The following is a 25,895-nucleotide window of genomic DNA, read 5'->3' as shown; positions in this document are numbered from 1 at the left end:
GTCAGCGCAGTCCGGCGAAGAGGTCGTCCTCGGGGACCTGCGAGTCGACGAACGACGTGACCAGCTCATAGTCCTCGGTGGGCCACGCCTCGGCCTGCACCTCGCGCGGCACCGCGAACCAGAACCCGTTCGGGTCGATCTGCGTGGCGTGAGCGATCAGCGCGCGATCGCGCACGTCGAAGTACTCGGCGCAGGGCACGCGCGTGGTCATCCGCTTCTCGCGCTCGGGGTCGAGCTCGCGCTCCTGCAGCCAGTCCTTGTAGGGCGACTCGAGGCCGTGACGCTCCATCGCGGAGTTGATCGCCTCGATCCGCGCCCGCGACCAGCCGTGGTGGTAGTAGAGCTTCTTGACCTGCCAGGCCTCGCCCAGCTCGGGGTAGCGCTCCGGGTCGGCGGCCGCCTCGAACGCGTAGACGCTGACCTCGTGGCACTTGATGTGGTCGGGGTGCGGGTAGCCGCCGTTCTCGTCGTACGTGGTGAGCACGTGGGGACGGAACGAGCGGATCAGGCGCACGAGCGGCGCGGCGGCCTCCTCGATCGGCACCAGCGCGAAGCAGCCCTCCTCCAGCGGCGGCTTGGGGTTGCCCTCGGGCCAGCCGGAGTCGACGAAGCCGAGCCAGTCCTGGGTGACGCCCAGGATCTCGCGGGCCTTGTCCATCTCCTCGCGGCGGATCTCGGCGATGAGCTCGGGGTTCTCCAGGATCCCCGGATGCTCGAACGCCGGGTTGAGGATCGATCCACGCTCGCCACCGGTGCAGGTGACGACATGGACGTCGACCCCTTCGGCGACGTACTTGGCGGTGGACGCGGCGCCCTTGCTCGACTCGTCGTCGGGATGGGCGTGCACGTGCATCAGACGCAGGGTGCCGGCTTCGGCGTTCTCGACCACGTCCCTTAGTGTTCCACGCCCCTGAGACAATGGATGTCGTGACCGACCTCGACGCACGCTACGGACGCCACCGCCGCACCACTCCGCGCTGGCTGTGGCCCGTCGTCGCCGCCGTCGGCATCACCCTCGGCGTGGCGTGGGCCGCGTGGGCGTCGTGGACCGACGTCCCCGTCCACCAGGCGCGCGTCCACTCCTACGAGGTCGTCGACGCCAGCACCACCAAGGTCGACCTGGAGATCTTCCGCGACGAGCCCGTGGCCCTGACGTGCCGCGTGTTCGCCCAGAGCCAGGACAAGGTCGTCGTCGGCGAGAAGACGATCGAGGTGCCCGCCTCGGACGCCGCCCAGGTCCGCGTGGTCGCGGAGATCCGCACGGAACGGCGGGCCGTCACCGCCGTCTTGGACTCCTGCGAACCCCGTTGATGCTGTAGACTCGAGGTTTCACCCCGGGAGGTCCCGGGGTGTCGTACGTAGTGAGGAGAACAGCCATGTCGACTGAGACCATCTGGGTCACGCAGGAGGCCTACGACCGACTCGTCGCCGAGCTCAACCGCCTCAAGAACGAGGTCCTGCCCGACATCACCCAGAAGATCGCCAACGCGCGTGAAGAGGGTGACCTGAAGGAGAACGGCGGCTATCACGCCGCTCGCGAGGAGCAGGGCAAGACCGACGCCCAGATCCGCCAGCTCGAGGACCGGCTCCGCCGGGCCGAGGTCGGCGAGGTCCCGGCCGACGACGGTCTCGTCGAGGCGGGCATGAAGGTCACGATCCGCTTCGAGGGCGACACCGACACCGAGACGTTCCTGCTCGGCTCGCGCGAGCTGCTGAGCATGGACTCCAGCGTCGACCTCGACGTCTACTCCCCCACCTCGCCCCTGGGCGAGGCCATCGTGGGCAAGTCCGCCGGCGACACCGCCACCTACGAGGCGCCCAACGGCAAGAAGCTCACCGTCGAGATCGTCGAGGCCAAGCCCTTCTGATCCCCCAGCGCCACTCTTCGAGTGGCGCAAGAACGCCCGCCACTCGTCGAGTGGCGGGCGTTTCTGCGCCACTCGCGGGGCGGCGCCGTCAGATCGGGTCGTACCCCAGCTCCTCGAGCCGCTGCCAGACCTCGGCGCGGTGCTCGAGACCGCGGGTGGCGACCTGCAGGGCCACCTCCACCTCGCGCACGCCGAGGGCCTCGGAGCCGCGGTCGTGGTGCACGTTGAGGATGTTCACGTCCATCTCGGCCAGCGCGGTCAGCAGGCGCATCAGCTCGCCGGGGCGATCGGAGATGCGCACGCGGAACATGAGGAAGCGTCCGCCGGACGCCAGGCCGTGCCGGATGACCTCCATCAGCAGCAGCGCGTCGAGGTTGCCGCCCGAGAGCACGGGGACGATCGGGCCCTCGAACCGGTCGGGGTGCTCCAGCAGCGCGGCCACGCCGACGGCCCCCGCGGGCTCCACGAGCAGCTTCGCCCGCTCGAGCAGGCCGATGAGCGCCTGGCTCATCGACTCCTCCGACACGGTGACGACGTCGTCGAGGTGCTCGCGGATCAGCCCGAAGGGCACCTCGCCGGGCCGAGCGACCGCGATGCCGTCGGCCATCGTGGCGCCGAGCTCGGCCTGGACGGGCATCCCCTCGGCGAGCGAGTCGGGGTAGGCCGCGGCGGCCTCGGCCTGCACACCGATCACCCGGATGTCGGGGCGCTCGGTCTTGACCAGCCCGATGCCCGCGGCCAGTCCCCCGCCGCCGAGCGGCACCAGGATCGTGGCGACCTCGGGCAGCTGCTCGATGATCTCGAGGCCGACGGTGGCCTGGCCGGCGACGATGTCGGGGTGGTCGAACGGGTGGATCAGGGTCGCGCCGGTCTCGGCCGCGAACTCCTCCGCCGCGGTGAGCGCCTCGGTGACGCCGTTGCCGTGGAACCTGATGTCGGCTCCGTACCCGCGGGTGGCTGCCACCTTGGGCAGGGCGGCCCCGTGGGGCATGAAGATCGTGGCGTGCGCGCCGAGCTGGGCGGCGGCGAGGGCGACACCCTGGGCGTGGTTGCCGGCGCTGGCCGCCACGACACCGCGCGAGCGCTCCTCCTCGGAGAGCCGCGCGATCCGGGTGTAGGCACCGCGGATCTTGAACGACCCCGCGCGCTGGAGGTTCTCGCACTTGAGCCGGATGTCGCAGCCGGTGAGGGAGTGCAGCCATCGCGAGTGGGTCAGCGGGGTGACCTCACTGACCCCGTCCAGCAGTTCACGCGCCGCGCGCGCATCGTCGAGGTCCACGGATCCAGCCTAGGCCGTGGCCGGAGGCGGGTCGCCGAAGTCCCGTGACTCCTCGCCCAGCATGCCGTCGGTGTCGGGTGGCTCCCCCGATGCGAGGTGCCGCACGACGCTGTTGAGGCAGGCCGCGAACGGCACCGAGAGCAGCGCGCCGACGATGCCGGCAACGACGAGTCCGGTGGCGATCGCGAGCAGGATCGCCAGCGGGTGCAGCGCGACGATCGCACCCATGAGGAACGGCTGGAGCACGTGCGACTCGAGCTGCTGCACGGCGATCACGCCGGCCAGCATCAGCAGGGCCGTGACGGGCCCCTGGGCGACGAGGGCCACCAGCACCGCGACCATGCCCGACAGGAGGGCGCCGACGATCGGCACGAACGCGCCGAGGAAGACCAGCACGCCGATCGCCGCTGCGAGCGGGACCTGCAGGATCAGCGCGACGCCGGCGATGCCGATCGCGTCGACGAGTGCCACGAGCACCGTGGCTCGCACGAAGGCGGTCAGGGAGCCCCACGCCGCACGGCCCGAGGAGGTGACGCGCGGACGGGACGCCTTGGGGAAGAGGGTGACCACCCAGGACCAGATCCGGGCGCCCTCGTAGAGGAAGAAGAACAGCGCGAACAGGGCGATGAAGAACCCCGTGACGAAGTGGCCGATCTGGGTGCCGACCTCGGTGGCCTGGTTCACGACGGAGGTGTCGCTGCTGGAGATGGCCTTCTCGACCCGGTCGATCCAGTCGGCCAGCTGGCGGTCGGAGAGGTTGAGCGGGCCGGTGCGCGCCCAGTCCTGCAGCTGCGAGATTCCCTTGACCACGCTGTCGCGCAGGTCGTCGAACTGCGTGGAGAGCTGCTGCCCGACGAGCCCGAGCATGCCCACGAGGGCGAGGACGAGCCCCAGCACGACCGCGAGCGCCGCCAGCAGCCGCGGCACCCCGTGACGTTGCAGCCAGTCGACGCCGCCGACCGTGAGCGCCGCGAGCAGGATGGCCACGGCGACGGGGATGGTGACCTCGGAGAAGTGGCCCAGAGCCAGCGCGAGGACGTAGAGCGCCGCTCCGATCACCACGACCCGCCAGGCCCACGCCGCGGCGATCTCGACGCCGATGGGAACCTCGTATCGCCCGGACCCGCGTGGCGTCTCGTCACTCACGGTTCGAGGCTACGGGAACACCCCGACGCCGCACGGTGTTGAAGACGACACAGGAGGTTCCATGAGATTCGGATTCGACAAGACCACGCTGCCCACGGCCGACTCGGCCCTGCCCGGCCGCGACACCCGCCCCTTCGAGGTCGGCGACCGCCACCTCGTCACGGGCAACCCGATCGAGACCGACGGACCCGAGGGCTTCGGCGTCGCCGTCTTCGGCCTCGGCTGCTTCTGGGGCGAGGAGAAGACGTTCTGGGAGCAGCCCGGCGTCTGGTCCACCTCGGTGGGCTACGCCGGCGGCCACACGCCGCACCCCACGTACGAGGAGGTGTGCACCGGTCGCACGGGTCACGCCGAGGTCGTCAAGGTCATCTTCGACCCCTCGGTCACCAGCTACGCCGACCTGCTGAAGGTGTTCTGGGAGAACCACGACCCGACGCAGGGCATGCGCCAAGGCAACGACCGCGGCTCGCAGTACCGCTCGATCCTGCTCACCACGAGCCCCGAGCAGCAGGCCGAGGCCGAGGCGTCGCGCGACGCGTACCAGAAGCAGATGACCGACCACGGGTACGGACAGATCACCACGCAGATCCGGCCCCTCGACGCGTACTACTACGCCGAGGCGCCGCACCAGCAGTACCTGGTGAAGAACCCGTACGGCTACTGCCCGCTGCACGCCACCGGCGTCAGCTACGCCTGATCGCGTGGGCTGGAGCCGCGCCGAGCTGGAGTCGTTCGCCGGGAGCACGATCCCGGACCTGATGCCCGACGACCTGCGACTGCTGTTCGTCGGCATCAACCCCGGCCTGGTGAGTGCCGCGACGGGCCTGCACTTCGCCCGGCGCGGCAACCGCTTCTACCCGGCGCTCGTGCGCGCCGGACTGGTGGACACCGACGACCCCGCGGCCGCGGCCGACCAGCTGCGGGCCCGGGGCGTCGGGATCACCAACCTCGTGGCGCGGGCCTCGGCGCGCGCCGACGAGCTCGACCCGGCTGAGCTGGTCGAGGGACGCGCCCGCCTGGCCGAGCTCGTTCTCGAACGCCGGCCTCGCGTGGTCGCGATCGCGGGGATCACGTCGTACCGCACCGCGTTCGGTGAGCGGGGTGCGCGCCCCGGACGCCAGCCCGAGGACCTCGCCGGCGCGCAGGTCTGGGTCGTGCCGAACCCCAGCGGCCTGAACGCCCACGAGACCGTCGAGTCGCTGGCCCGCGCCTACCGTGAGGCGGCGCAGGCCGCGGGCCTGCTCGCGTGAGGCGCTTCCGTCACTCCGACGACGGATAGATGCCGATCGAGCAGACGCTGTAGCGCAGTCCGTTCGGGGTCACGGCCCGCAGATCCGGAACCGCGAATGTGTTGACGCCGTCCCCGCCGAACGTGGTGCCCATGAGGGAGAACAGCGCCGAGTTCTGCTGGATCGCCATCAGGCGGCCGTCGGCCGGGATGCCGCGCCAACCGACGCCGAGGACGATGCTGCCCATCGTGCAGTCGTAGTCATCGCGGAACGCGCGACCGGAGCCCTGCCACTGATTGAACTGCCCGGAGAGCAGGGAGTTGCCGGCGGGGCCCTGCGGTCCGGCGGGTCCCATCGGACCGGTCGGTCCGGCAGGACCGGTATCGCCCGCAGGGCCGACCGGGCCGGCGGGCCCGCTCTCTCCTGCGGCGCCTGCGGCGCCGGTCGCGCCATCGTCACCCTTCTCACCCTGGTCGCCCTTGTCGCCCTTCGCGCCGGCTGCCGCGACGAGGATCCAGTCCGCGGGCGAGGCGGCCGGGTCGGCCGCGATCGAGGACCGGGCGGCCACGTAGGTGCTGCCGCCGCGGGTCACGACCGAGGCCGGCGGGCCTGCGCTGTAGGTGGTCGAGGCACTCCACGTGGACACGGCACTCCACGGGACGACTCCGTCGTCGCCCTTGTCGCCCTTGGCACCTGCGGCGCCGTCGTCGCCCTTGTCGCCCTTGGCGCCGGTCGCACCCGCGGCGCCGTCGTCGCCCTTGTCGCCCTTGTCTCCCTTGGCACCCGCGGCACCCGCGGCACCTGTCGCGCCGTCGTCACCCTTGGCGCCGGCCGCACCGGCAGCGCCCTCGTCGCCCTTGTCGCCCTTGGCACCTGCCGCGCCGGTCGCGCCGTCGTCACCCTTGGCGCCGGTCGCACCCGCAGCGCCGGGGTCACCCTTGTCGCCCTTCGCACCGGTAGCGCCGTCGTCACCCTTCGCGCCCTTGTCGCCCGCGGCGCCGTCCTGGCCATCGGCGCCCTTCGCACCGGAGCCGCCGTCGGCGCCCGCAGCACCATCGGCGCCATCGAGGCCGTCCGAGCCGTCCTCACCGTCGGAGTCGTCCTCGCCATCGGAACCGTCGGCGGCCTCCTCCGAGCCCTGCCACGTGACGGGCACCAGGTCGTCCGCGCACGAGGCCGACTCGTCCGACAGGTAGAGCGATCCCTCAGCGACGTCCATGCAGCCGTACATCGGCGAGCTGACCCGCACCGCGTCATCGCCCGAGGCCGTCGTCACCACCAAGGCCGTTCCGGCACCGATCACCGCTGACACCGCGCCGCACGCCAACACCATCCGCAAGGAGTTCATCCTCGCCCTCCACTCGTTCCGGGCACAGCGCCGTGGCCGATCCGAACGGCGCCCGGCACGCAGGTTACCGACGATGTGTCGAGCGCGAGGCAAGTTACGGGAGTTGCTCCTGTGACGAATTCGATCGCGACTCCCCTCGCGTGTCCGAGGCCGCGCCTATCGTGACGCTCATGGACCAACGACTCAGCCTCATCACCCTCGGCGTCGCCGACCTCGGGCGTGCGCGCGCCTTCTACGAGGAGGGCCTCGGGTTCACGAAGGACAACGACGAGGACGGCATCGCCTTCTACCAGCTGCCCGGCCTGATCCTGGCCCTGTGGACACGCGAGGGCCTGGCCGTCGACGCGGCGGTGGAAGACACCGGGGCCACGTTCAGCGGCGTCACCCTCGCCCAGAACGTGGGCTCACCCGAGGAGGTGGATGCCGTCATCGAGCAGGCGCGCGCAGCCGGCGCGCGCGTGCTGAAGCCCGCCACGGCGACGGAGTGGGGCGGCTACTCCGGCTACGTCGCCGACCCCGACGGCCACCCGTGGGAGATCGCGCACAACCCGTTCTGGACCGTGCACGAGGACGGGCGCACCACGCTGCGCTGAGGTGGCGCAGCTAGTGGGCCACCGGGCAGCCGGAGGCGACCTCGGCGGGACCTTCGTCGACCGGCTCGGGCTCGGGACGCGCGCCCGGCGTGCGCCGCGTTAGCGTCACCTCGAAGCCCTTGGGCACGATCGTGAGGCGCTCGTCGATCCGCAGCTCGTAGTCCGGGTCGCCGGTGATGTCGTACCGGTGCAGCAGCCGGGCCAGCACGAGGATCGCCTCGTGGAGGGCGAACTGGCGCCCGATGCAGGCGCGGTCGCCCGTCCCGAACGGCTTGTAGACGTTCTTCATCCGGCCCTTGGAGTTCTCGGGCAGGAAGCGGTCGGGTTCGAACTCCTCGGCCGTCGGGCCCCAGGCCGCCGGGTCGCGCTGCATCATCGGGAGCACGACGATCGCCCAGTCATCGGGCGTCATGACGGCCTCGTGGTCGGTCCCTGCCGCGATGGTCGTGGTCTCGCGGGGCGAGCGCGCGAACGCGGGGGCCGTCGGCCACAGCCGCAGCCCCTCGTCGAGGCAGCGACGCAGGTACCTGAACCGCGGCACCTGCTCGAACGTGGGCTCGAGGTCGGGGTCGTCGCCGAGCAGCGCGTCCGTCTCCGCCTGGGCCTTCGCGAGCAACTCGGGGTTGCGCGACAGGTAGTACAGCACGAAGCTCAGCGCGCCCGAGGTCGTCTCGTGACCCGCCACCAGGAAGGTGAGGATCTGCTCGCGGATGTTCTGGTCGTCGAGCCGGACCCCCGTCTCGGGATGGGCCTCGTAGAGCATGCGGTCGAGCAGGTCGTCGCGCCGCTCCCCCGAGGCGCGCCGCTCGCGCACCATCGCGTCGACCAGCTCGTCGACGTACGCGCGGTGCTCGGCGTTCTGCTCGTCGATCCGCCGTGCGATCCGCTTCCCGCCCGGGATCGAGTCCAGCGACGACTTCTGCATCCCGGTCATCAGCGCCGCGATCATGGCGTCGACGAACGGGTGCCGCTCGCGCGAGGTGAACGAGCCGAAGTCGCGGCTGAACGCGCACCGGCTGATCGTCTCCATCGTCAGCTTCGTCATGTCGGCCGTGACGTCGATCGGCCCCTCGAGGTCGTCCCACACGGCGAACATCTCGGCCGCGGTCTCGAGCATCGTGCCGTGGTAGCCGCGCATCGCGGCCTTGGAGAACGCCGGCATCAGCACGCCGTGCGCCGTCTGCCAGTTCGGCTCGTGGTCGAAGGCGGTGAACAGCGCGTCGCCCACGAACTCGCGCAGTGCCACCAGCGCCGGCGGCAGGTTCTTGTGGAAGCGGGATTCGTCGCACAGCTCGGCGGCCAGCTCGGCGCCCGTGACGAACACGAACTTCTGCGAGAAGACGCGCACCTCGAAGAGCGGCCCGAGGTCCTGGCCCACGCGCATGACGTTGGCCAGCGGCGTGCCCGTGCGCATCGTGAGCGCGTCGTACGCGATCGGCCGGCGACCGGGCGGGTGCGGGAACCGCTGGCCACCCCAGCTGTTCTTGACGGTCATCAGGCTCACAGTCCGGCCTTCCCGGCGAAGCGCGCCACGAGGCGCTGGTAGTGCGGGCCGGTCACCCGCGCCAGCAGGTCGATCACGCGGGCGTCGGCGCCGATGAGGACGCGCGCCTTGCCCTTCTCCACCCCGCGCAGGATCACCTCGGCGGCCTGGTCGGGGGTGGTGCGCGCGACGCGGTCGAAGGACGAGGCCAGCGAGTCGTGATCGAGCCCGTCCACCTGGCCGGCGTTGCGCGCCACGTTCGTCTTGATGCCGCCGGGGTGCACGCACGTCACCTTCACCGGGCGTCCGCGCGCCACCATCTCCATGCGCAACGCCTCGGTGAAGCCGCGCACCGCGAACTTGGCGGCGTTGTACGCACCCTGCGTGGGCACCGAGATGATCCCGAAGACGCTCGAGATGTTGACGACGTGCCCGTCGCCCGACGCGATCAGGTGGGGCAGGAAGGCCTTCGAGCCGTTGACCACTCCCCAGTAGTCGACGTCCATCACCTGCTCGAGGTGCTTGAAGTCCATCGCCTCGATGTCGCCGGTGAACGCGATGCCGGCGTTGTTGTAGACCTGGTGGACGACACCGAAGTGCCCGGCGATCTCGTCGGCGTACGCCAGGACCCGCTCGCGCTCGGAGACGTCGAGGTGGTCGGCCCGGACGGTGGCCCCGAGGGCCTCGAGCGCCTGGGCCGTCTCGGCCAGACCCGTGGCGTCCACGTCGCTGATCGCCACGCGGGCGCCGCGTCGCGCCAGACCCATCGCGAGGGCCCTCCCGATGCCCGATCCCGCGCCTGTGACGACGGCGACCTTGCCTGTGAAGTACGTCATACCCACCTCCGGATACCGAGAGTATCCGAAAAGCAGGCTCAGGCGCGACGAACGCGCGGACGCAGTCTCACGTGGGGCATCGGAGGTGCCGGGATGACCTGTCCGTCGTGCCCGTCGACGTGGCCGTAGCGAGGCTCGTGGGCCTCCCAGTCCTCGCGCGCAGCGGCGATCTCGTCGTGACTGCGGCCGATGAAGTTCCACCACATGACGATCTGCTCTTCGAACGGCTCGCCGCCGATCAGCAAGACGATCGTCGGCCGCTCGACCTCCAGCGCCAGCCGGGCGCGGCCGGGCGCCAGGTACTGCAGCGACCGGTGCGGCACGGGCCGGCCCGCGACGGTGACGGCGTCGTCGACGGCCAAGACGCCGTGCTCGAACGCCGGGTCGAGGTCGAACTCGTGGCGGCCGGGCTCGAGCCGCAGCTCGACGCCGACCAGCGGCGTGTGGACCGTGGCCTTGGAGGTGGCTCCGGCGAACGTGCCCGCGAGGACGACGCCCGTCCAGCCCGCACCCTCGACCTGGGGCAGGTCGGGATGGTGCTCGAAGGCGGCCGGCCCGGCGCGGCGGTGGTCGGGCAGCGCCACCCACAGCTGGAGGCCGTGCATCGGACCGGGCTCGCCCTCGCTGAACTCCGAGTGCGAGACCCCGTCTCCGGACGTCATCAGGTTGAGCTCGCCCGGCTCCAGCACGAGGTCGCTGCCGAGGCTGTCGCGGTGGCGGATCCGTCCGACGAGCGGCCACGTGACCGTCTGGAGTCCGGTGTGCGGGTGCGGCAGCACCTGCATCCGGTGGTCGGTGGGACCGAAGTGGTCGAGGAAGCACCACGCTCCGATGAGCGGGATCTCCTTGCTCGGCAGGGTGCGGTGGACGAGCAGTCCGCGCAGCCCGCCGAGGGGCACCTCGCGCGGGTCGATCGTCCGGTCGGGGCTCATCGCGCCAGCGCTCATCCCACCAGCGTAGTGCGGAGCCGGTCGACCGTCTCCGGCCTGCCGCCCCAGTGGTGGAACCACCCGAGCGCCCCGCCCGGGTGCTCGTCCCAGGTGTCGAGGACGCCGCTGATCGCCTCGACCGGGGTGGCGATGTAGGCCGCCGGCAGCTCGGCGCTGCGCTGCCCGAAGAGCCGGCGGAAGCGCGCTTGGATCTCCTGCTCGTGCTGGGCGGTGGCGAGGTAGTCCTCGACGATGTCGTCGCGCTTGGCCCCGAGCAGCGCCAGCACCATCGCGATGCTGACCCCCGTGCGGTCCTTGCCCGCCGCGCAGTGGACCAAGGTGGTGGCGTCCTCGGCCGAGGCGACCGCGTCGACCACCTCGACCAAGTGATCGGCCGTCGTGCGCAGCATCAGCTGGTAGAGCTCGGCGAGCGACTCCGGCGGCGCCACCCCCGGGCGCAGTGCACTGAGCAGCGGGAAGTTGAGCACCCTGACGCCCGGCGCCGACAAGGGGTGCTGGGCCTCGGTCTCGGCGAGCGAGCGAAGGTCGATCACCACCGTCGGCGGCCACTCGATCTCGGGCGGGGCGACGTCGTCGGGCAGGGGCAGGGCGCTGCGCAGCAGGCGACCCGTGCGGATCACGCCACCCTCGACGGAGGTGCCGCCGAGGTCGCGGAGGTTGGGGACGGTCTCGTTCACGCCCCCATCCTAGGAACCGGGTCCGACCCTCTGGCGCGGGTTCCTACACTGGATGCGTGCCCAGCCCCGCGAGGACCACCGCCAAGGCCGCCGCGAGGACGGCCGGCGTCAGCCTCGGCACCTACGCGATCCTGGTCGCCCAGGCGCTCCTGGCACGCAAGCGGATCGGCACCACCGCCGACCGCCCGCCCTCGGGCAACGGGCTCTACGGCGACGACCTCCCCGGCGAGCCGCTCCACTGCCTGCTGCTGGGTGACTCCACGATGGTGGGCTATGGCGTCAAGGACGTCGCGCACACCCCCTCGGCCCTGATCGGCACCGGGCTGTCGCACCTGCTGGACCGTCCGGTGAGGATCCGCAACGAGTCCACCGTCGGAGCCCGATCGCGCGACCTCATGCACCAGATCACCGCCTCCGACGAGCAGCGGCCCGACCTGGCGATCATCCTCATCGGCGCCAACGACATCACCCACCAGGTGCCCGCGAAGCGCTCGGCCCGCCGGCTCGCCGGGGCCGTCTCGCGGCTGCGCGCGCTCGGGGCCGAGGTCGTCGTGGGATCAGTGCCCGACTTCGGCACGATCAAGCCCCTGCCCGACCCGCTGCGCACCGTGTGCCGCTACTGGAGCCGCCACCTCGCGCGGCGTCAGACCGTGGCGGCCGTCGAGGCCGGCGCGCGCGTGGTGTCGCTGGCCGACGTGCTCGAGCCCCTGCTGCTGGTGAAGGGCGACGCCCTGTTCGGCGACGATCGGTTCCACCCCAGCGCCGACGGCTACTCCACCGTGTGCGGCTTCCTCGTGGCGGCCGGCGTGGCCCAGTGGCGCTCCCGCGAGGAGCAGCCGGTCGAGGCCGGCACCGTCGAGCAGATGCCGCTCGGCGAGGCCGCCGAATGGGCCTCCGAGCACGGCGGCACCGAGGTCGCCCCCGCGCCGCGCGGCCGCCGCTGGGCCGCCGTCCTGCGTCGCCGCTGAGCGCTCACCCGCCCGGCACGACGAAGGCCCGCCACCTGACGGTGACGGGCCTTCGTGCGGGGTGGATCAGCTGTCCCCGCGCAAGATGGCGAGGAGTCGCAGGATCTCGAGGTAGAGCCAGACCAGCGTGACGGTCAGGCCGAACGCCGCGCGCCAGGACTCGCGCTCGGGCAGGCCTGCCGCGACACCGCGCTCGACGAAGTCGAAGTCCATGATCAGGCACAGGACGCCCAGCACGATCGCCACGCCGCCGACGAGGACCGCCAGCATCGGGTTGTCCATGCTGCGCAGGCCGCCGTTGGGGAACACGCCGAACAGGCTCAGCACCAGGTTGAGCAGCATGACGCCCATGAACGCGAAGAGCGAGATCATGACGACGCGGCGGAACTTCGGGGTGACCTGGATGTTGAAGAACTTGTAGGCGGCCAGGGTGGCACCGGCGGCCACGAAGGTGGCGAGGACGGCCTGGAAGACGATCCCGGCGTCGCCGACCCACGTGGAGACGATCTTGGAGAAGGCGCCGACGAAGACACCCTCGACGAGGGCGTAGACCATGACCAGCGCAGGGCTGATGACCTTCTTGAACGAGTTCACCATCGCCAGCACGAAGCCGATGAGGGCGCCGCCCATGGAGAACGTCCACGCCGTCGCCAGCGCGGCGTCGGAGTCGATGTCGCCGATCAGGAACCACGCGACGGCGGCACCGAGCACGACGAGGCCGAGCGTGATGGCGGTCTTCTCCACGACGGTGTCGAGGGTCATGCGTCCGGGGGACGTGGGAGCCTGCAGACCCGCAGCCTGCGAGCCGTCACCCGATCCGGACAGGTCGATCTTCCACTGCGACGGATCGGCGTACTGGGTCGTGTTGCGACCGTTGAACTCTTCGCTTCTGGCGAAGACGGGGTTGCTGCTCCTCATGATCTCCTCCGGAGAATCTGGCCCCGCGCGCCGGTGGTGGCGGGGTCGGTGTTCCTACACTATCCAACGCATCCACCGCGTTCACTGTTCCCGGGCGGGTGACTTCTCCTCGGTTGGTGGCGCCTTCTCCTCGGGGGTGACCGTCATCAGGGCCGGGACCTTCACGAAGGGTGCCGGGCGTTCCTGCGGCACGGCGCCGGCGAGCGGCGCCGTGGGGTCCTCGAAGCTGGACTCGGCCATGCGCATCGGGTAGACGTTCCAGGCGGTCGCGCCGGTCTCGAGCTGCGTGGGCACCCACGCCCCCGGGGTCGTGCACTCCTCCCACTCGTCCTTGGCCAGGCAGCCGTTGCCGCCCGGGACCGACGTGGCCAGGGGCTTGCCGTCCTGGTCGAAGAGCTGGACGCCGTCGAGCACCTGACCCTTCGCGTCGTAGGCGAAGATGTTCGTCACCTGCGTTCCGTTGAGCCAGATGCCGGTGCCGTCGGGGCCCACCATCGCGCTGTCGTTCTCGTAGGCGGAGTCGGCGTAGGACCAGGCGCGGCCCACGTCCTCGCTCGACGGCACCTGCGCGACGGCCACCACCGTGGCCACGACGGCGATCGCGTTGCCGACGGCGATCAGCACCCGGACCCACCCCGGCCACCGGCGCAGACCGACGAAAACGCTGCCGGCGACCAGCACGGCGAGGACGAGCCAGTGGGCACCCGTCGGGAGCAGGTCGCCCTCGAACCCGAAGAAGGCGCCGACGCACTGGTAGGCCGCCCAGCCGCGCACGATCCACCACGCCGGACGCAGGGTCACCAGGAAGTCGAGCACGGCCGCCATCGCCGGGCTGCGGCGCAGGTTGCGGTCGAGGTCGCGGACCATCTCGGAGAAGGGCTCCACGACGGCGCGGAGGCGGCTGCCGCGCTCGATGACGGGGGTCGGCAGGCCGGCGGCGCCGCACAGCTCGTTGGCGTACGCGGCCGGATCGGGCAGCTCGCGCGCCAGGTCTTCGGCGTAGGCCTCGGCCAGGTCGGCCTCGAGCCCGTCGGTGAGCTCCTCGACCTCGTCGGCCGGCAGGTCGGCGAGCGCGGTGCGGACTGCGGCCGCGAACGCGATGATCTCGGCGGGCAGGGTGGTGGCGTTCATGCGGCGTTCCCTTCGAGCATGCGGTCCATGGTGCGGGCGAACTCGGCCCACGTCTTGCGTTGCGCGGCGAGCATCGACCGGCCCTGGTCGGTGATGCCGTAGTACTTGCGGTGCGGGCCCTCTTCGCTGGGCACCACGTACGAGGTCAGGGCGCCGGCGGAGTACAGCCGTCGCAGCGTGCCGTACACCGAGGCGTCGCCGACCTCCTCGAGCCCGGCGGCGCGCAGTCGTCGGACCACGTCGTAGCCGTACCCGTCCTCGCCCTCGACGACGGCCAGCACGGCCACGTCGAGCACTCCCTTGAGCAGTTGGGTCGCATCCATGCGTCGGACAGTACCACGCAATCCGCATTAGTGTGCACGACACGACACCGGCCCGGCGTGTCGCGACTGACGGAGGTTTCCTGTCACTTCACGTGGTTCGCGAACCTCGCGAAGTGACAGTTTCCCCGGTTAACCGGGGAAACTGTCAGGCCCGGACGTCGTCCAGGTGGTGCACCAGATCGTGGAGCGCGTAACGGGTCAGGGTGTCGGTGGTGAAGGCCGAGCCGTTGGAGCGGTAGCCGGGGCGCGCCCAGTCGGTGACGGCCTCGATCTGCGCCGCGAAGGCGTCGGCGGCCGGGGCGAGCTCGGCGGCGACAGCGGCCGGGGACTCACGGGCGTACCCCACCGCGCTCGCGTCCTGGTCCCAGTTCGCGAACTCCGGACCGTCGTGCTCGCGCATCAGCTCGAGGCGCTCGGCGAACAGCAGCAGCACGTCGCGGACGTGGCAGGCGTACTCCAGCACCGACCACGTCGCGTCGTCGGGCCGCTCGCGCACGTCGGGCCGCTCGAGCGCCGCGCGCCACCGCGGCACCATCGCCGCGACCTCCTCCCCCGCCCGCGGCGGGTCGACGGCGGCCGGGTCGAAGCCGCACTCCTCGCAGGTGCGCTCCAGCACCCACGTCCAGTCCTTCGTGTCAGGGATGATCGCCATGCCGGCCACGATGGCAGGCTCGATAGGTTCGGACCATGCCCGAAACCGCCGAAGACCGCACGGATCGAGACGAAGAGCCCTTCCGCCGCGAGATCGTGTCGTTCACCCGGCGGGGAGGCCGCCTCTCCGACCGCCAGCAGGACGCGTGGGACGACGTCGCCGAGCGGTTCGTCGTCGACGTTCCGCGCGGCCGCACCAGCACCTCGGCCGCCGAGGGCTTCACGCTGGACCCGGCCGAGCTCTTCGGCCGCAGCGCTCCGCTCGTGCTCGAGATCGGCAGCGGACGGGGCGAGTCCCTCGTGCACGCGGCGAAGGAGAACCCCGGCACCGACTTCCTCGGCCTCGAGGTCTACGTGCCGGGCGTCGCCCAGACGCTCATCGGTCTGCGCCACGCGGGCGTGGAGAACGTGCGACTCGCGGTGGTGGACGCCGTCCCCACCCTCACCCGCGTGCTGCCCGAGGAGAGCCTCGACGAGCTGCGGGTCTGGTTCCCCGATCCCTGGCACAAGACGCGCCACCACAAGCGCCGCATGGTCACCGACGACTTCGTCCCCCTCGTGCGCCGCGTCCTGAAGCCGGGGGGCACCTGGCGCCTGGCCACCGACTGGCAGGACTACGCCGACCAGATGCTCGAGGTGCTGGGCCGCGCCGAGGGCTTCGCCACCTCCGGCGACTGGGAGGAGCGCTTCGCGGGTCGCCCGGTCACCCGCTTCGAGGCCAAGGGCACGGCGAAGGGACGCACGATCCGGGATCTGAGCGCCACTAGGATGAGCGCATGACGCAGGAGCAGACGACGGCCGACCTGCTGGGGATCGAGCCGGGCACCCTCGTCTGGATCGTGGGCGACTCCATCGAGGAGACCGCGCTGCTCGACCCGCTCCCCGACGGCGTCGAGACGTACCAGGACGAGGAGCCCGAGCAGAGCGAGCGCTGGTTCGACGACACCTGGACGGGCGCGGAGAACCATCCTGAGCCGGCCGAGCGCGACAAGCCCTCGGGCATCGACACCGCCCTCATCGCCGTGTCGAACACCCAGGAGTTCCACATGCGGCTCGACGACGTCCTGCCGCGGCTCGGCTCGATCGGGCGGGTGTGGGTGCTCTACCCCACCGACGCCCTGCCGCTGCCGATCCTGCGCACCGGCGTGGACGAGTACGGCTGGACCACGACGGATCCCACCGCACTGGACGAGACGTGGTCCGCGGTGCAGCTCACCCAGTCCTGAGGTGCTCCCGGCGGGATTCGAACCCGCACTGAAACGGGTTTAAGCCGTCTGCCTCTGCCGTTGGGCTACGGGAGCCTGGCCCAGCCTACGATCCGGGCGCGTCCCTGTGGTCCACCACGACGTCGGCCGGCTCCTGCCCGGCGAGCAGACGCTCCACCTGACCGCGCACGACGGCCTGGATCCGCGGTGCCATCGCCGACGTCATGCCGCCGATGTGAGGGGTGATGATGACGCCGGGCGCCGACCACAGCGGATGACCTTCGGGCAGCGGCTCGGGGTCGAACACGTCGGAGGCGTAGCGGACGCGCCCCGCCTCGGCCAGGACCGCCTCGGTGACAGCGGTGCGTCCGCGCGCCACGTTGACGACGATGGCGCCGTCGCGCAGCCGTGCGAGGAACCCGGCATCGACGATGCCCTCGGTGTCGGGCGTCAGGGGCACCGCCACCACGACGGCGTCCACCGACGGCAGCAGGTCGGCGAGCTCGTCGGTGCCGTGCACGTGACCGTGCTCGTCGTCGCGGGCCCGGGAGCCGACGCGGACGATCTCGCAGCCGAAGCCGTCGAGGCGGGCCGCGACGCGACGGCCGATGCCGCCCACGCCGAGCAGCATCACCCGGCGGTCGAGCAGGCTGGTGGTCCAGCTCTTGCGCCACAGACCCTGCGCCTGCTGGGCCCCGAAGACGTCGAGGTCGCGGACCGCGGCCAGGAGCAGCGCGACCGCCAGCTCGGCGGTGGAGTCCTCGTGCACGTCCACCGCGTTGGCGTAGCGGCCACCGGCCGACAGCACCGCCGCGACCCCGTCGTAGCCGAGCGACTGCCCCTGGATGAGGCCGATGCGCGACGCGTCGACGGCCGCCATGTCGGAGGGGTCGAGCGTGTAGGGCCAGACGGCGAGGTCGATGCGGCCCTCGGGCTGGGGTGCACGTCCGTCCCACACGATCACGTCGACCGGGAGGTCGGCCAGGACGTCCAGCCAGGACTCGTCGGGAACAGAGACTCGCATCAGGCGATCTCCCTCGCTGCGGCCCAGGCGATGCCGTCGAGGATGTCCTGCTCGCTGACGACCAGCTCGTCGGTGTTGCGCGGCAGGTGCTCCAGGACGCGGTCGAGGATCAGCGCTCCCCCGGCGATGACGTCGGCACGTCCGGGGTGCATGTACGGCAGCGCGCGCCGGTCGGCCACGGGCATCTGCATGAGGTTGCCGCAGGCCGCACGGACGTCGTCGACGTGGATGCGCGCCTGGTGGATCAGCTCGCTGTCGTAGGAGGGCAGCGCCAGGGAGTGGGCGGCGATCGTGGTGATCGTGCCGGCGACCCCGACGATCTCGTCCGAGGCCGGCAGCGAGCCCAGCACCGGGGCGAGCACGGCGTCGAGGTGACTCATGCAGGCGGTGACCTCGCCCACCGATGGCGGGTCGGTGAAGAGGAACCGCTCGGTCATGCGCACCGAGCCGAGGTCGAAGGAGTGCGAGAACGTCGGCGCTCCGAGGCCCTGCACGACCTCGGTCGATCCGCCGCCGAGGTCGATCACGGCCGTGAGCGCCTCGGCGATGTCGCCGGTGGCGCCCTCAAAGGAGGCACGGGCCTCCTCCTGCCCGCTCAGCACGCGGGGCCGCACCCCGAGGATCTCGGCGACCTTGTCGGAGAACTCGGTGGCGTTGTCGGCGTCGCGCACCGCCGAGGTGGCCGCGAACGAGACGACGTCGACGCCCATGGCCTCGATGACCCGCCCGTACTCGCGGCAGGCCTCGAGCGTGCGCTCGACGGCCTCCGGCGCGAGGGTGCCCGACTGGTCGACGCCCTGCCCCAGCCGCACCACGCGCATCTCGCGCAGCAGGTCGGTCTTGGTGCCGCCGTCGACCTGCGCGACGAGCAGACGGATGGAGTTGGTCCCGCAGTCGATCGCCGCCACCGTGCTCCCAGCCATGCCGTCAGGCTATCGGGGCGCCGTGGCCCGGCTCCGCACCGGTGCGAGGCCTCGGTCAGGCGGGGTCGGCCGGGGCGCACGCCGAGTGGCCCCAGTAGTCGCCCAGCAGGCGGACCGCCTCGTCGCCGAGGGGGTTCACGCCCGGGCCCTTCGCCAGCGAGTGACCGACCAGCACGTGGAGGCACTTGACGCGGTCGGGCATGCCGCCGGCGCTGATGCCGTCGATCTCCTCGACGTGCCCGATCGCCTCGCGCTCGGCCAGGTACGACTCGTGGGCCGCGCGGTAGGCCGCGGCCAGCTCGGCGTCCTCGGCGAGTCGCTGCGTCATCTCGGCCATCAGGCCCGAGGCCTCGAGCGTGCCGATCGCGCCGGTCAGGCGGGGGCACGTCAGGTAGTACAGCGTGGGGAAGGGCGTGCCGTCGGGCAGCCGCGGCTCGGTCTTCACGCCGTTCGGGTGCCCGGAAGGGCAGCGCGAGGAGATCTCGATCATCCCGCGGGGCGGCCGGCCGAGCTGCTCGGTGATCGCGGCGATGTCGGCGGCGTCGATCATTCGTCGGTCTCCAGTTCGGGGTCGCCCTGCGGCGCGGACTCCTGCTCGGGGGTCCCGGCGGCCTCGACCGAGCCCCACAGCCGCTCGACCCACGGCTGGCGCGGTGCGACCTCGGGCTCCTCGAGCCGCGAGGACTGGCCCTTCAGCTCGCCGTCGACGCCGATGACGCGGTAGCCGATCTCGCCGGGCATGACCCAGCCGAAGCGCTCGCGCGCCTGCTGGCGGATGTAGGCCGGGTCGCTCCACCTGCGCTGCTGGTCCTCGAGGTCCTCGATCTCGGCGCTGGTCTGTCGGTTCTGCGCCTCGAGCGCGGCGATCTCGGACCGCTGCTGCCACCACGCGTGCACCGAGGCCGTGTAGGAGGCGATCAGCATGACGGCCACGCCCAGCAGGATCAGGGCGCGGGTGGTGAACCGGGTACCGGAGCCGCCCGGCGCCGCCGCGACGACGGGTGCGGTGGTGGGGCGTGACGTGGTGCGGGGGGTCGACCGGCCGTCGCGCCGACCCGTGGGTCGGCGCGACGACGGGGACGATCCGCGTCCTGCCATGGCTCAGGCGAACCTCGGGAAGGCCTGCGCGCCCGCGTAGCTGGCGGCGGGGCCGAGCAGCTCCTCGATGCGCAGCAGCTGGTTGTACTTGGCGACGCGGTCCGAGCGGGCCGGGGCGCCGGTCTTGATCTGGCCGCAGTTCGTGGCGACCGCGAGGTCGGCGATCGTGACGTCCTCGGTCTCGCCCGAGCGGTGGCTCATCATGTTGTGGAACCCGGCGCGGTGCGCGAGGTCGACGGCGTCGAGGGTCTCCGAGAGCGAGCCGATCTGGTTGACCTTGACCAGCATCGCGTTGCCGGCCTTCTCGGCGATGCCGCGGCCCAGGCGCTCGACGTTGGTGACGAACAGGTCGTCGCCGACGAGCTGCGTCTTGTCGCCCAGCGCCGCGGTGATCGCGGTCCAGCCGGCCCAGTCCTCCTCGTCGAGGGGGTCCTCGATCGACACGATCGGGTAGGAGGCGACGAGCTCGCTGTAGTACGTGATCATCTCGTCGGTCGACTTGGCCACGCCTTCGAACGTGTAGCCGGCGTCGCCGTGGAACTCGCTCGCGGCGACGTCCATCGCCAGCGCGATGTCGGAGCCCAGCGTGAACCCGGCCTTCTCCACCGCGACCGCGATGAGGTCGAGCGCGGCGCGGTTGCTCTCGAGGTTGGGCGCGAAGCCGCCCTCGTCGCCCAGACCCGTGGACAGGCCGCGGTCGTGCAGGACGCCCTTGAGCGCGTGGTAGACCTCGGCGCCCCAGCGCAGCGACTCGGCGAAGCTCTCGGCGCCGATCGGCGCGACCATGAACTCCTGCACGTCGACGTTGGAGTCGGCGTGCGCACCGCCGTTGAGGATGTTCATCATCGGCACGGGAAGCACGTGGGCGTTGGGGCCGCCGACGTAGCGGAACAGCGGCAGGCCGGCCGACTCTGCGGCCGCGTGGGCGACGGCGAGCGAGATGCCCAGGATCGCGTTGGCGCCGTACTGGCCCTTGTTGGGCGTGCCGTCGAGGTCGAGCATCGCCTCGTCGATCGCGCGCTGGTCGTCGGCGTCGAACCCGACGAGGAGCTCGGCGAGCGGGCCGTTGACGGCCTCGACGGCCTTGAGCACGCCCTTGCCGAGGTAGCGGTCGCCGCCGTCGCGCAGCTCGACGGCCTCGAACTGACCGGTGGAGGCACCCGAGGGGACCGCGGCGCGACCCAGCGTGCCGTCGTCCAGGACGACCTCGACCTCGACGGTCGGGTTGCCCCGGGAGTCCAGGATCTCTCGGGCGGCGACGTCATGAATGATGGCCACGGCAGGCTCCTCGGTGGGTGGCGGAAGGTGTGGGAGTCGAGCAGCCCCAGCGTAGCGCCGTGGGCCCCTGTGCCGGGGTGACCCCGCGCCCGCCGGACGCACGATGATGCATTCGGGTACCGCAGCGGGGCCGAATGCCTCATCCTTCGTCGCCTGCGTGGGACAGTGAGCCCAGGCATCGGCAGGAGGACGGACATGACGATTCACAGCGAGGGGCCCGGCAGGGGCCTCGATGCGGTGCGCCGCGCGGGCATCGAGACCACCGGCATCGAGATCATCGACGAGAGCGAGCGCACCGCGAAGCCCTCCGACCTGTTCTGGCCGTGGTTCGCGGCCAACGTGTCGGTCTTCGGCATCTCCTACGGCAGCTACGTGCTCGGCTTCGGCATCTCGCTGTGGCAGGCCGTGCTCGTCGCCGTCGTGGGCATCGTCGTGTCGTTCGCCGCGTGCGGACTCGTGGCCATCGCCGGCAAGCGCGGCTCAGCGCCCACGATGATCCTGTCCCGCGCGCCGTTCGGCGTCGTCGGCCAGAAGCTGCCGGGCGTCTTCAGCTGGATCATCTCGATCGGCTGGGAGACGTTCCTGGCGATCATGGCGACCCTCGCGACCGCGACGGTGTTCCGCGAGCTCGGCTGGAGCAGCGGCGACGCGGTGAAGGTCATCGCGATGCTCGTGGTGGCCGCGCTCATCGTGGCCGCCTCCGTGGCGGGCTACCACATCATCATGCGGATGCAGTCGGTCCTGACGTGGCTCACCGGCCTGGCCACGATCGGCTACATCCTCCTCACGCTGGACGAGATCGACCTCGACGCCGTCACCGCGCTGCCGAACGGCTCGGGCCAGGCCACCATCGGCGCCTTCGTGATGGTGATGACGGGCTTCGGCTTCGGCTGGATCAACATCGCCGCCGACTGGTCGCGGTATCAGCGCCGCTCCACCCCGGGTGCCCAGATCGTCCTGTGGAACACCGTCGGCGGCGCGCTGGCCCCCGTGGTGCTCGTCCTCTACGGCATCCTGCTCGCCGGGTCCTCGCCCGAGCTCAGCGCCGGGATCGTCAACGACCCGATCGGCACGCTCGCCACGGTGCTGCCGACCTGGTACCTCGTGCCCTTCCTCGTCGCCTCCGTGCTGGCCCTGGTCAGCGGCGCCGTCCTCGGCATCTACTCCTCCGGCCTCACCCTGCTGAGCCTCGGTGTGAAGATCCCCCGGCCCACCGCCGCTTTCATCGACGGCGTGATCCTGACGCTCGGCACGATCTACGTGGTCTTCTTCGCCGAGAGCTTCCTGGCGCCCTTCCAGAGCTTCCTCATCACGCTCGGCGTGCCGATCGCGGCGTGGGCAGGCATCGTGATCGCCGACATCGCCCTGCGCCGCAGCGACTACGACGAGGCGGCGCTGTTCGACTCCGGCGGGCGGTACGGCGCGGTGAACTGGGGTGCGATCGCCGCGATGGTGGTCGCGTCGGTCATCGGCTGGGGCCTGGTCGTGAACAACTTCGCGCAGGACGCCTCCTGGAACAACTGGCAGGGCTACCTGCTCGAGCCGCTCGGCCTCGCCACGTGGGTCGAGGACGGGGCGTACTGGGACGGCAACTGGGCCTACGCGAACCTCGGCGTCCTGCTGGCCTTCGCGATCGGCTTCCTCGCGACCCTGCTGCTGCAGCGCGGGCGGGTGGCCCGCCAGGAGGAGCGCGCGTGAGCGAGCCCTGGCTCGTCGTGATCGACCCGCAGCGGGTCTTCGCGGCGCCGGACTCGCCGTGGGGCTCGCCCATGTTCGGGGCGATCGTCGAGCCGGTGCGTGAGCTCGCGGCGCGGCACCGCACGATCGTCACGCGGTGGGTGCCGGCGGTGGGCGACGAGCGGGTGGGCGCCTGGAACGCGTACTTCGAGGCGTGGCCCTTCGCCGACCGCCCGCCCGGGGACGCGCTGTTCGACCTCGTGCCGGAGGTGGCCGACCTGGCCGCCGGTGGCACCGTCGACGCCACCACGTTCGGCAAGTGGCCGGCGCTCGAGGCCGTGACGGGGCCGGCGCCCGAGCTGGTGGTGGCCGGGGTGGCCACGGACTGCTGCGTGATCTCGACCGCCCTGGCGGCCGCGGACGCGGGTGCGACGGTTCGCGTCGTCGCGCAGGCCTGCGCCGGGTCGACGCCGGAGAACCACGCCAAGGCCCTCGATGTGATGGCGCTCTACGGTCCGCAGATCACCGTCGTCTGAGGCCGGACGTGGTCTCGATACGCCCGCTCGTTCCTCGCGGAGCTACTCGACCACCGCGCGGCCCGGTGATCGAGTGCCGGCGAGCGCAGCGAGACGGTGTATCGAGATCAGGCTCGGGGTCAGCCGCCGGGCGTGGTCTCGATACGCCCGCTCGTTCCTCGCGGAGCTACTCGACCACCGGGCGGCCCGGTGATCGAGTGCCGGCGAGCGCAGCGAGACGGTGTATCGAGATCAGGCTCGGGGTCAGCCGCCCGGGCGTGGTCTCGATACGCCCGCTCGTCCCTCGCGGAGCTACTCGACCACCGGGCGAGCCGCTGATCGAGTGCCGGCGAGCGCAACGAGACGGTGTATCGAGATCAGGCTCGGGGTCAGCGGCCGGGCGTGGTCTCGATACGCCCGCTCGTCCCTCGCGGAGCTACTCGACCACCGGGTGGCTCGCTGATCGAGTGCCGGCGAGCGCAGCGAGACGGTGTATCGAGATCAGCCGTCGGCGTGGCGGCGGGTGGCTCGCCTCAGCTCGGCCTCGGGGTCGAGGCCGGCGGCGCGCGCCTTCTCGACCAGTCTCAGCAGGTCCGCGCCGAGGTCGTCGCCCTCGACGGGGCGATCGACCCGGCCCAGCACCTTCTCGGCGGCCATGAGGGCCGGCAGGTCGGCCGGGATGCCCTCGGTGGGGTGGGTGCGCTGTTTGCGCTCGGCCTTGAGGCGCTGCCAGTTGGCGTCGACCTCGGCCGCTGACGTCACGGTCACGTCGCCGAAGACGTGCGGGTTCCGGTGCACCAGCTTGTCCGCGATCTCGCGCACCACGTCGTCGGTGGTCCAGCCCTCGTCGTCGGACTCGGCGATGGCGGCGTGGATGACGACCTGCATCAGCAGGTCGCCCAGCTCCTCGCGCAGGTGGCTCGAGTCGGCGAGGTCGATCGCCTCGGCGGTCTCGTAGGCCTCCTCGATGACGTAGCGCCGCAGCGACGCGTGGGTCTGCTCGCGGGTCCACGGGCACTCAGTCCGCAGCCGCCGCATCACCTCGACGAGGCGGTCGAACTCCCGGCTCACGTCAGGAGCACTGGAGCGCCGCGGGCCGGTCCTCGGTGGCCGTGGCGTCCAGCTCGCCGCCGAACACCGACAGCGACCCGGTCTCGGAGATCTGCTGGATGGTCTCGTCCAGGCCGAACCGCGGGTCGACCGAGATGTCGGCCTGGGCGGTGGCCTCGGCCAGGAGCTGCTGACCGGCCTGGAGCAGCTGCTCGCCCTCCTGGATCGAGGCGTCGGCCTCTCGGGCCATCTCCTGGGCGATGACGCCGGTGCGCTGGTTGCGCTCGATCAGGTCCAGCGCGGCCGGGAGCTCGTCGCCGAACATCTGCTCCAGCTGCGCCTGCTCGGCGGAGCCCAGCGCGGGGACCGTGACGTCGTAGCCGCGGTCCTTCGCGACCTGGTCGGCGACCTCGCCCGAGACCAGGTCGGCGACCGACTGGCGGCGCAGGGCGGCCGAGTCGATGCCGGCGGCGCTGCCGCTCTGGCCCGAGAGGGAGGCGGTGCAGTACACGTCGGCGACGTCCTCGACGTCGGACATGGGGATCCGGGTGCCGTCCACGACGGCCGCGGCACCGGGATTGACGGGGCCACAGCCCGCCATCAGCAGCGCGGCGAGCCCGAGGACGGCCAGGCGGGTCTTCGACATGGCGTCAGCGTACCGGGAGCGTGATTCAGTTCACGTCAGCCGGCAGGCCCGTGCCGGTCTCGGCCACCCACTCGGCCACCGCGTCCTCGCGGACGGCCTGCCACATCTCCTCGCCGGCCTGGCGGTCGAGGTAGACGACGCTCTGGTCGCCCTCCATGCCCGTGCCCTTCACCGGCACGGTCGTGAACGCCACGTCCTCGGAGCGGATCGACCGCAGCGACCAGGCGAAGTCGCGCAGGTCCCCGGTGCTCCAGCCCGCGTCCACCGTCAGGTTCGCGGTGACCGCGTCGAGGGCGTCGTACATGCGGAAGGGATTGGCGAAGGTCCGCGTGGAGAGCACCTGGGCCATCAGCGCGCGCAGGAAGTTCTGCTGGCGCTTGATGCGGTCGAAGTCACCGCCGGCGAGCCCGGCCCGCTGACGCACGTAGTCCAGCGCGGTCGCGCCGTCCATGCGCTGGGTGCCGGCCTGCCACGTGCGGCCGGAGTACCCGTCGGTGACGGTGGCCGGCACCGTGATCTCGACCCCGCCCATCGCGTCGGTGAGGGCCTTGAAGCCCTCCCAGTCGATGACCGCCACGTGGTCGATGCGGACGTCGGTGAGGTTCTCGACCGTCTCGACGGCGAGCGCCGGGCCGCCCCAGGCGAACGCGGCGTTGATCTTGGCCGGCCCGCGGCCGGGCACCTGCACCCAGGAGTCGCGCGGGATGCCGACGACACCGAGCCCGCTGCGGTCGGAGGGGACGTGCACCACCATCATCGTGTCGCTGCGCTGGCCGGCGACGGAGCCGTCGACGCGCTTGTCGCTGCCCATCAGCAGGATGTTCATCGAGTCCCCGGCGGACTCCGCGGGGCGCTTCCCCTGCGGCATCGCCGACGGCAGGTGCTCGACCTGGCCGCCCAGCCGGCTCTGGACCCACACGCCGGTGCCCACGGCCGCGAGCACCGCGACCGTGACGACGATCGTCGTGACGATCACCAGGCTCCGCAGCACGCGCCGCCACCGCGGCTTGGGCGCCGCGGCGACGGGGGCTTCGGTGTCGGTCACCGCCTGACAGTAACCGAGATTCCGCCGGTGTTTC

30 protein-coding genes and 1 tRNA gene are annotated in these 25,895 nt (G+C 71.6%); 10 read left to right on the top strand and 21 right to left on the bottom strand.

All coding sequences use genetic code 11. The features are described 5' to 3' along the window. Nucleotide 1: 1 nt before the first annotated feature. Nucleotides 2-853 carry a mycothiol conjugate amidase Mca gene (gene mca, locus B2363_RS06975; protein WP_286929766.1) on the bottom strand — a complete coding sequence of 284 codons (852 nt, stop codon included), beginning with the start codon at nt 851-853 and terminating at the stop codon, nt 2-4. 74 nt (nt 854-927) lie between these two features. On the opposite strand from mca, the gene B2363_RS06970 reads away from it, so the two are divergent. Further along, nucleotides 928-1,311: a DUF4307 domain-containing protein gene (locus B2363_RS06970; protein WP_286929376.1), complete on the top strand. Its 384-nt coding sequence runs from the start codon at nt 928-930 to the stop codon at nt 1,309-1,311. A 65-nt stretch (nt 1,312-1,376) separates the two neighbouring features. Continuing rightward, nucleotides 1,377-1,868, top strand: coding sequence for a transcription elongation factor GreA (gene greA, locus B2363_RS06965; RefSeq protein WP_286929375.1), 492 nt, complete (start codon nt 1,377-1,379; stop codon nt 1,866-1,868). 88 nt (nt 1,869-1,956) lie between these two features. Here the strand turns inward: greA and ilvA are convergent, their stop codons facing one another. Together ilvA and B2363_RS06955 are read right to left on the bottom strand one after the other, a co-directional pair. After that, entirely contained in the window at nt 1,957-3,147 is a 1,191-nt protein-coding gene (gene ilvA / locus B2363_RS06960; protein ID WP_286929374.1) for a threonine ammonia-lyase, read from the bottom strand. 9 nt (nt 3,148-3,156) lie between these two features. Continuing rightward, nucleotides 3,157-4,293 carry an AI-2E family transporter gene (locus B2363_RS06955; RefSeq protein WP_286929373.1) on the bottom strand — a complete coding sequence of 379 codons (1,137 nt, stop codon included), beginning with the start codon at nt 4,291-4,293 and terminating at the stop codon, nt 3,157-3,159. A gap of 61 nt (nt 4,294-4,354) precedes the next feature. On the opposite strand from B2363_RS06955, the gene msrA reads away from it, so the two are divergent. Further along, nucleotides 4,355-4,990, top strand: coding sequence for a peptide-methionine (S)-S-oxide reductase MsrA (gene msrA, locus B2363_RS06950; RefSeq protein ID WP_181754830.1), 636 nt, complete (start codon nt 4,355-4,357; stop codon nt 4,988-4,990). A 4-nt stretch (nt 4,991-4,994) separates the two neighbouring features. Next, nucleotides 4,995-5,543 carry a mismatch-specific DNA-glycosylase gene (locus B2363_RS06945; protein WP_181754828.1) on the top strand — a complete coding sequence of 183 codons (549 nt, stop codon included), beginning with the start codon at nt 4,995-4,997 and terminating at the stop codon, nt 5,541-5,543. 10 nt (nt 5,544-5,553) lie between these two features. Here B2363_RS06945 and B2363_RS06940 read toward each other — a convergent pair whose 3' ends face one another. Beyond that, nucleotides 5,554-6,870 (bottom strand): phage tail protein, encoded by a 1,317-nt coding sequence (locus B2363_RS06940; protein ID WP_286929369.1) that lies wholly within the window; start codon nt 6,868-6,870, stop codon nt 5,554-5,556. Nucleotides 6,871-7,040: 170 nt separating this feature from the next. Here B2363_RS06940 and B2363_RS06935 point away from each other — a divergent pair, with 170 nt between their 5' ends. After that, nucleotides 7,041-7,463 carry a VOC family protein gene (locus B2363_RS06935; RefSeq protein WP_286929367.1) on the top strand — a complete coding sequence of 141 codons (423 nt, stop codon included), beginning with the start codon at nt 7,041-7,043 and terminating at the stop codon, nt 7,461-7,463. 10 nt (nt 7,464-7,473) lie between these two features. On the opposite strand, the gene B2363_RS06930 is transcribed toward B2363_RS06935, so the two are convergent. The 4 genes from B2363_RS06930 to B2363_RS06915 are packed head-to-tail and all read right to left on the bottom strand — an operon-like array spanning nt 7,474 to nt 11,409. Next, nucleotides 7,474-8,958 carry a cytochrome P450 gene (locus tag B2363_RS06930; RefSeq protein WP_286929366.1) on the bottom strand — a complete coding sequence of 495 codons (1,485 nt, stop codon included), beginning with the start codon at nt 8,956-8,958 and terminating at the stop codon, nt 7,474-7,476. Between the two features lie 5 nt (nt 8,959-8,963). After that, nucleotides 8,964-9,782: an SDR family NAD(P)-dependent oxidoreductase gene (locus B2363_RS06925; RefSeq protein WP_286929364.1), complete on the bottom strand. Its 819-nt coding sequence runs from the start codon at nt 9,780-9,782 to the stop codon at nt 8,964-8,966. Between the two features lie 38 nt (nt 9,783-9,820). Continuing rightward, nucleotides 9,821-10,729, bottom strand: a complete 909-nt coding sequence (locus B2363_RS06920; RefSeq protein ID WP_286929362.1) for a pirin family protein — start codon at nt 10,727-10,729, stop codon at nt 9,821-9,823. After that, a complete protein-coding gene (locus B2363_RS06915) occupies nt 10,726-11,409 on the bottom strand; it encodes a tyrosine-protein phosphatase (protein ID WP_286929360.1) in 684 nt (227 codons plus the stop codon). Before B2363_RS06915 ends, B2363_RS06920 begins: the two co-directional genes overlap by 4 nt. A gap of 56 nt (nt 11,410-11,465) precedes the next feature. On the opposite strand from B2363_RS06915, the gene B2363_RS06910 reads away from it, so the two are divergent. After that, nucleotides 11,466-12,377: an SGNH/GDSL hydrolase family protein gene (locus tag B2363_RS06910; RefSeq protein WP_286929359.1), complete on the top strand. Its 912-nt coding sequence runs from the start codon at nt 11,466-11,468 to the stop codon at nt 12,375-12,377. 66 nt (nt 12,378-12,443) lie between these two features. Here the strand turns inward: B2363_RS06910 and B2363_RS06905 are convergent, their stop codons facing one another. The 4 genes from B2363_RS06905 to B2363_RS06890 all read right to left on the bottom strand — a co-directional run bounded on the left by B2363_RS06905 (nt 12,444) and on the right by B2363_RS06890 (nt 15,401). After that, nucleotides 12,444-13,295 carry a Bax inhibitor-1/YccA family protein gene (locus tag B2363_RS06905; protein ID WP_286929358.1) on the bottom strand — a complete coding sequence of 284 codons (852 nt, stop codon included), beginning with the start codon at nt 13,293-13,295 and terminating at the stop codon, nt 12,444-12,446. 81 nt (nt 13,296-13,376) lie between these two features. Beyond that, nucleotides 13,377-14,426 carry a hypothetical protein gene (locus B2363_RS06900; RefSeq protein ID WP_286929356.1) on the bottom strand — a complete coding sequence of 350 codons (1,050 nt, stop codon included), beginning with the start codon at nt 14,424-14,426 and terminating at the stop codon, nt 13,377-13,379. Then, entirely contained in the window at nt 14,423-14,749 is a 327-nt protein-coding gene (locus B2363_RS06895; protein ID WP_078698918.1) for a PadR family transcriptional regulator, read from the bottom strand. Before B2363_RS06895 ends, B2363_RS06900 begins: the two co-directional genes overlap by 4 nt. Before the next feature lie 145 nt (nt 14,750-14,894). Then, nucleotides 14,895-15,401: a DinB family protein gene (locus B2363_RS06890; protein ID WP_286929354.1), complete on the bottom strand. Its 507-nt coding sequence runs from the start codon at nt 15,399-15,401 to the stop codon at nt 14,895-14,897. A 35-nt stretch (nt 15,402-15,436) separates the two neighbouring features. On the opposite strand from B2363_RS06890, the gene trmB reads away from it, so the two are divergent. Together trmB and B2363_RS06880 are read left to right on the top strand one after the other, a co-directional pair. After that, nucleotides 15,437-16,180: a tRNA (guanosine(46)-N7)-methyltransferase TrmB gene (gene trmB, locus B2363_RS06885; RefSeq protein ID WP_286929352.1), complete on the top strand. Its 744-nt coding sequence runs from the start codon at nt 15,437-15,439 to the stop codon at nt 16,178-16,180. After that, entirely contained in the window at nt 16,177-16,626 is a 450-nt protein-coding gene (locus tag B2363_RS06880) for a hypothetical protein (RefSeq protein WP_181754800.1), read from the top strand. Before trmB ends, B2363_RS06880 begins: the two co-directional genes overlap by 4 nt. A gap of 2 nt (nt 16,627-16,628) precedes the next feature. On the opposite strand, the gene B2363_RS06875 is transcribed toward B2363_RS06880, so the two are convergent. From B2363_RS06875 to eno, 6 genes are all read right to left on the bottom strand, one after another. Beyond that, nucleotides 16,629-16,701 (bottom strand) — tRNA-Leu (locus B2363_RS06875). Nucleotides 16,702-16,711: 10 nt separating this feature from the next. Beyond that, on the bottom strand, nt 16,712-17,629 hold the full coding sequence (locus tag B2363_RS06870) for an NAD(P)-dependent oxidoreductase (RefSeq protein WP_286929350.1): 918 nt from the start codon (nt 17,627-17,629) through the stop codon (nt 16,712-16,714). Continuing rightward, nucleotides 17,629-18,552, bottom strand: a complete 924-nt coding sequence (locus B2363_RS06865; protein ID WP_286929349.1) for a Ppx/GppA phosphatase family protein — start codon at nt 18,550-18,552, stop codon at nt 17,629-17,631. The genes B2363_RS06870 and B2363_RS06865 overlap by 1 nt, the downstream gene beginning before the upstream one ends. A 55-nt stretch (nt 18,553-18,607) precedes the next feature. After that, complete coding sequence (locus tag B2363_RS06860; protein ID WP_286929347.1) at nt 18,608-19,102, bottom strand: DUF501 domain-containing protein; 495 nt, start codon at nt 19,100-19,102, stop codon at nt 18,608-18,610. Continuing rightward, nucleotides 19,099-19,650: an FtsB family cell division protein gene (locus B2363_RS06855; protein ID WP_181754792.1), complete on the bottom strand. Its 552-nt coding sequence runs from the start codon at nt 19,648-19,650 to the stop codon at nt 19,099-19,101. Before B2363_RS06855 ends, B2363_RS06860 begins: the two co-directional genes overlap by 4 nt. 3 nt (nt 19,651-19,653) lie before the next feature. Next, complete coding sequence (gene eno, locus B2363_RS06850; protein ID WP_181754790.1) at nt 19,654-20,928, bottom strand: phosphopyruvate hydratase; 1,275 nt, start codon at nt 20,926-20,928, stop codon at nt 19,654-19,656. Between the two features lie 195 nt (nt 20,929-21,123). On the opposite strand from eno, the gene B2363_RS06845 reads away from it, so the two are divergent. Together B2363_RS06845 and B2363_RS06840 are read left to right on the top strand one after the other, a co-directional pair. Beyond that, a complete protein-coding gene (locus B2363_RS06845) occupies nt 21,124-22,626 on the top strand; it encodes a purine-cytosine permease family protein (protein WP_286929345.1) in 1,503 nt (500 codons plus the stop codon). Further along, entirely contained in the window at nt 22,623-23,141 is a 519-nt protein-coding gene (locus B2363_RS06840) for a cysteine hydrolase family protein (RefSeq protein ID WP_286929343.1), read from the top strand. Before B2363_RS06845 ends, B2363_RS06840 begins: the two co-directional genes overlap by 4 nt. 480 nt (nt 23,142-23,621) lie before the next feature. Here the strand turns inward: B2363_RS06840 and B2363_RS06835 are convergent, their stop codons facing one another. From B2363_RS06835 to B2363_RS06825, 3 genes are read right to left on the bottom strand one after another with little or no spacing between them, the layout of a single operon-like run. Further along, nucleotides 23,622-24,191, bottom strand: a complete 570-nt coding sequence (locus B2363_RS06835) for a MazG family protein (RefSeq protein ID WP_286929341.1) — start codon at nt 24,189-24,191, stop codon at nt 23,622-23,624. A gap of 1 nt (nt 24,192) precedes the next feature. Beyond that, on the bottom strand, nt 24,193-24,816 hold the full coding sequence (locus tag B2363_RS06830; protein WP_286929340.1) for a hypothetical protein: 624 nt from the start codon (nt 24,814-24,816) through the stop codon (nt 24,193-24,195). Nucleotides 24,817-24,841: 25 nt separating this feature from the next. Next, nucleotides 24,842-25,861: an LCP family protein gene (locus B2363_RS06825; RefSeq protein WP_286929339.1), complete on the bottom strand. Its 1,020-nt coding sequence runs from the start codon at nt 25,859-25,861 to the stop codon at nt 24,842-24,844. Nucleotides 25,862-25,895 lie beyond the last annotated feature (34 nt).

The sequence above is a fragment of the Aeromicrobium sp. UBA7512 genome, assembly GCF_002476985.1.
GTDB lineage: Bacteria > Actinomycetota > Actinomycetes > Propionibacteriales > Nocardioidaceae > Aeromicrobium > Aeromicrobium phoceense.
This window is presented reverse-complemented; position numbering and strand designations above follow the sequence as displayed.

Excerpts from the sequence above, each read along its gene's own strand:
- mca (WP_286929766.1), bottom strand. The coding sequence starts at position 853 with ATGCACGTGCACGCCCATCCCGACGACGAGTCGAGCAAGGGCGCCGCG.
- greA (WP_286929375.1), top strand. The coding sequence starts at position 1,377 with ATGTCGACTGAGACCATCTGGGTCACGCAGGAGGCCTACGACCGACTC.
- msrA (WP_181754830.1), top strand. The coding sequence starts at position 4,355 with ATGAGATTCGGATTCGACAAGACCACGCTGCCCACGGCCGACTCGGCC.
- B2363_RS06940 (WP_286929369.1), bottom strand. The coding sequence starts at position 6,870 with ATGAACTCCTTGCGGATGGTGTTGGCGTGCGGCGCGGTGTCAGCGGTG.
- B2363_RS06935 (WP_286929367.1), top strand. The coding sequence starts at position 7,041 with ATGGACCAACGACTCAGCCTCATCACCCTCGGCGTCGCCGACCTCGGG.
- B2363_RS06930 (WP_286929366.1), bottom strand. The coding sequence starts at position 8,958 with ATGACCGTCAAGAACAGCTGGGGTGGCCAGCGGTTCCCGCACCCGCCC.
- B2363_RS06925 (WP_286929364.1), bottom strand. The coding sequence starts at position 9,782 with ATGACGTACTTCACAGGCAAGGTCGCCGTCGTCACAGGCGCGGGATCG.
- B2363_RS06920 (WP_286929362.1), bottom strand. The coding sequence starts at position 10,729 with ATGAGCGCTGGCGCGATGAGCCCCGACCGGACGATCGACCCGCGCGAG.
- B2363_RS06905 (WP_286929358.1), bottom strand. The coding sequence starts at position 13,295 with ATGAGGAGCAGCAACCCCGTCTTCGCCAGAAGCGAAGAGTTCAACGGT.
- B2363_RS06900 (WP_286929356.1), bottom strand. The coding sequence starts at position 14,426 with ATGAACGCCACCACCCTGCCCGCCGAGATCATCGCGTTCGCGGCCGCA.
- B2363_RS06895 (WP_078698918.1), bottom strand. The coding sequence starts at position 14,749 with ATGGATGCGACCCAACTGCTCAAGGGAGTGCTCGACGTGGCCGTGCTG.
- B2363_RS06890 (WP_286929354.1), bottom strand. The coding sequence starts at position 15,401 with ATGGCGATCATCCCTGACACGAAGGACTGGACGTGGGTGCTGGAGCGC.
- trmB (WP_286929352.1), top strand. The coding sequence starts at position 15,437 with ATGCCCGAAACCGCCGAAGACCGCACGGATCGAGACGAAGAGCCCTTC.
- B2363_RS06880 (WP_181754800.1), top strand. The coding sequence starts at position 16,177 with ATGACGCAGGAGCAGACGACGGCCGACCTGCTGGGGATCGAGCCGGGC.
- B2363_RS06870 (WP_286929350.1), bottom strand. The coding sequence starts at position 17,629 with ATGCGAGTCTCTGTTCCCGACGAGTCCTGGCTGGACGTCCTGGCCGAC.
- B2363_RS06865 (WP_286929349.1), bottom strand. The coding sequence starts at position 18,552 with ATGGCTGGGAGCACGGTGGCGGCGATCGACTGCGGGACCAACTCCATC.
- B2363_RS06860 (WP_286929347.1), bottom strand. The coding sequence starts at position 19,102 with ATGATCGACGCCGCCGACATCGCCGCGATCACCGAGCAGCTCGGCCGG.
- B2363_RS06855 (WP_181754792.1), bottom strand. The coding sequence starts at position 19,650 with ATGGCAGGACGCGGATCGTCCCCGTCGTCGCGCCGACCCACGGGTCGG.
- B2363_RS06845 (WP_286929345.1), top strand. The coding sequence starts at position 21,124 with ATGACGATTCACAGCGAGGGGCCCGGCAGGGGCCTCGATGCGGTGCGC.
- B2363_RS06830 (WP_286929340.1), bottom strand. The coding sequence starts at position 24,816 with ATGTCGAAGACCCGCCTGGCCGTCCTCGGGCTCGCCGCGCTGCTGATG.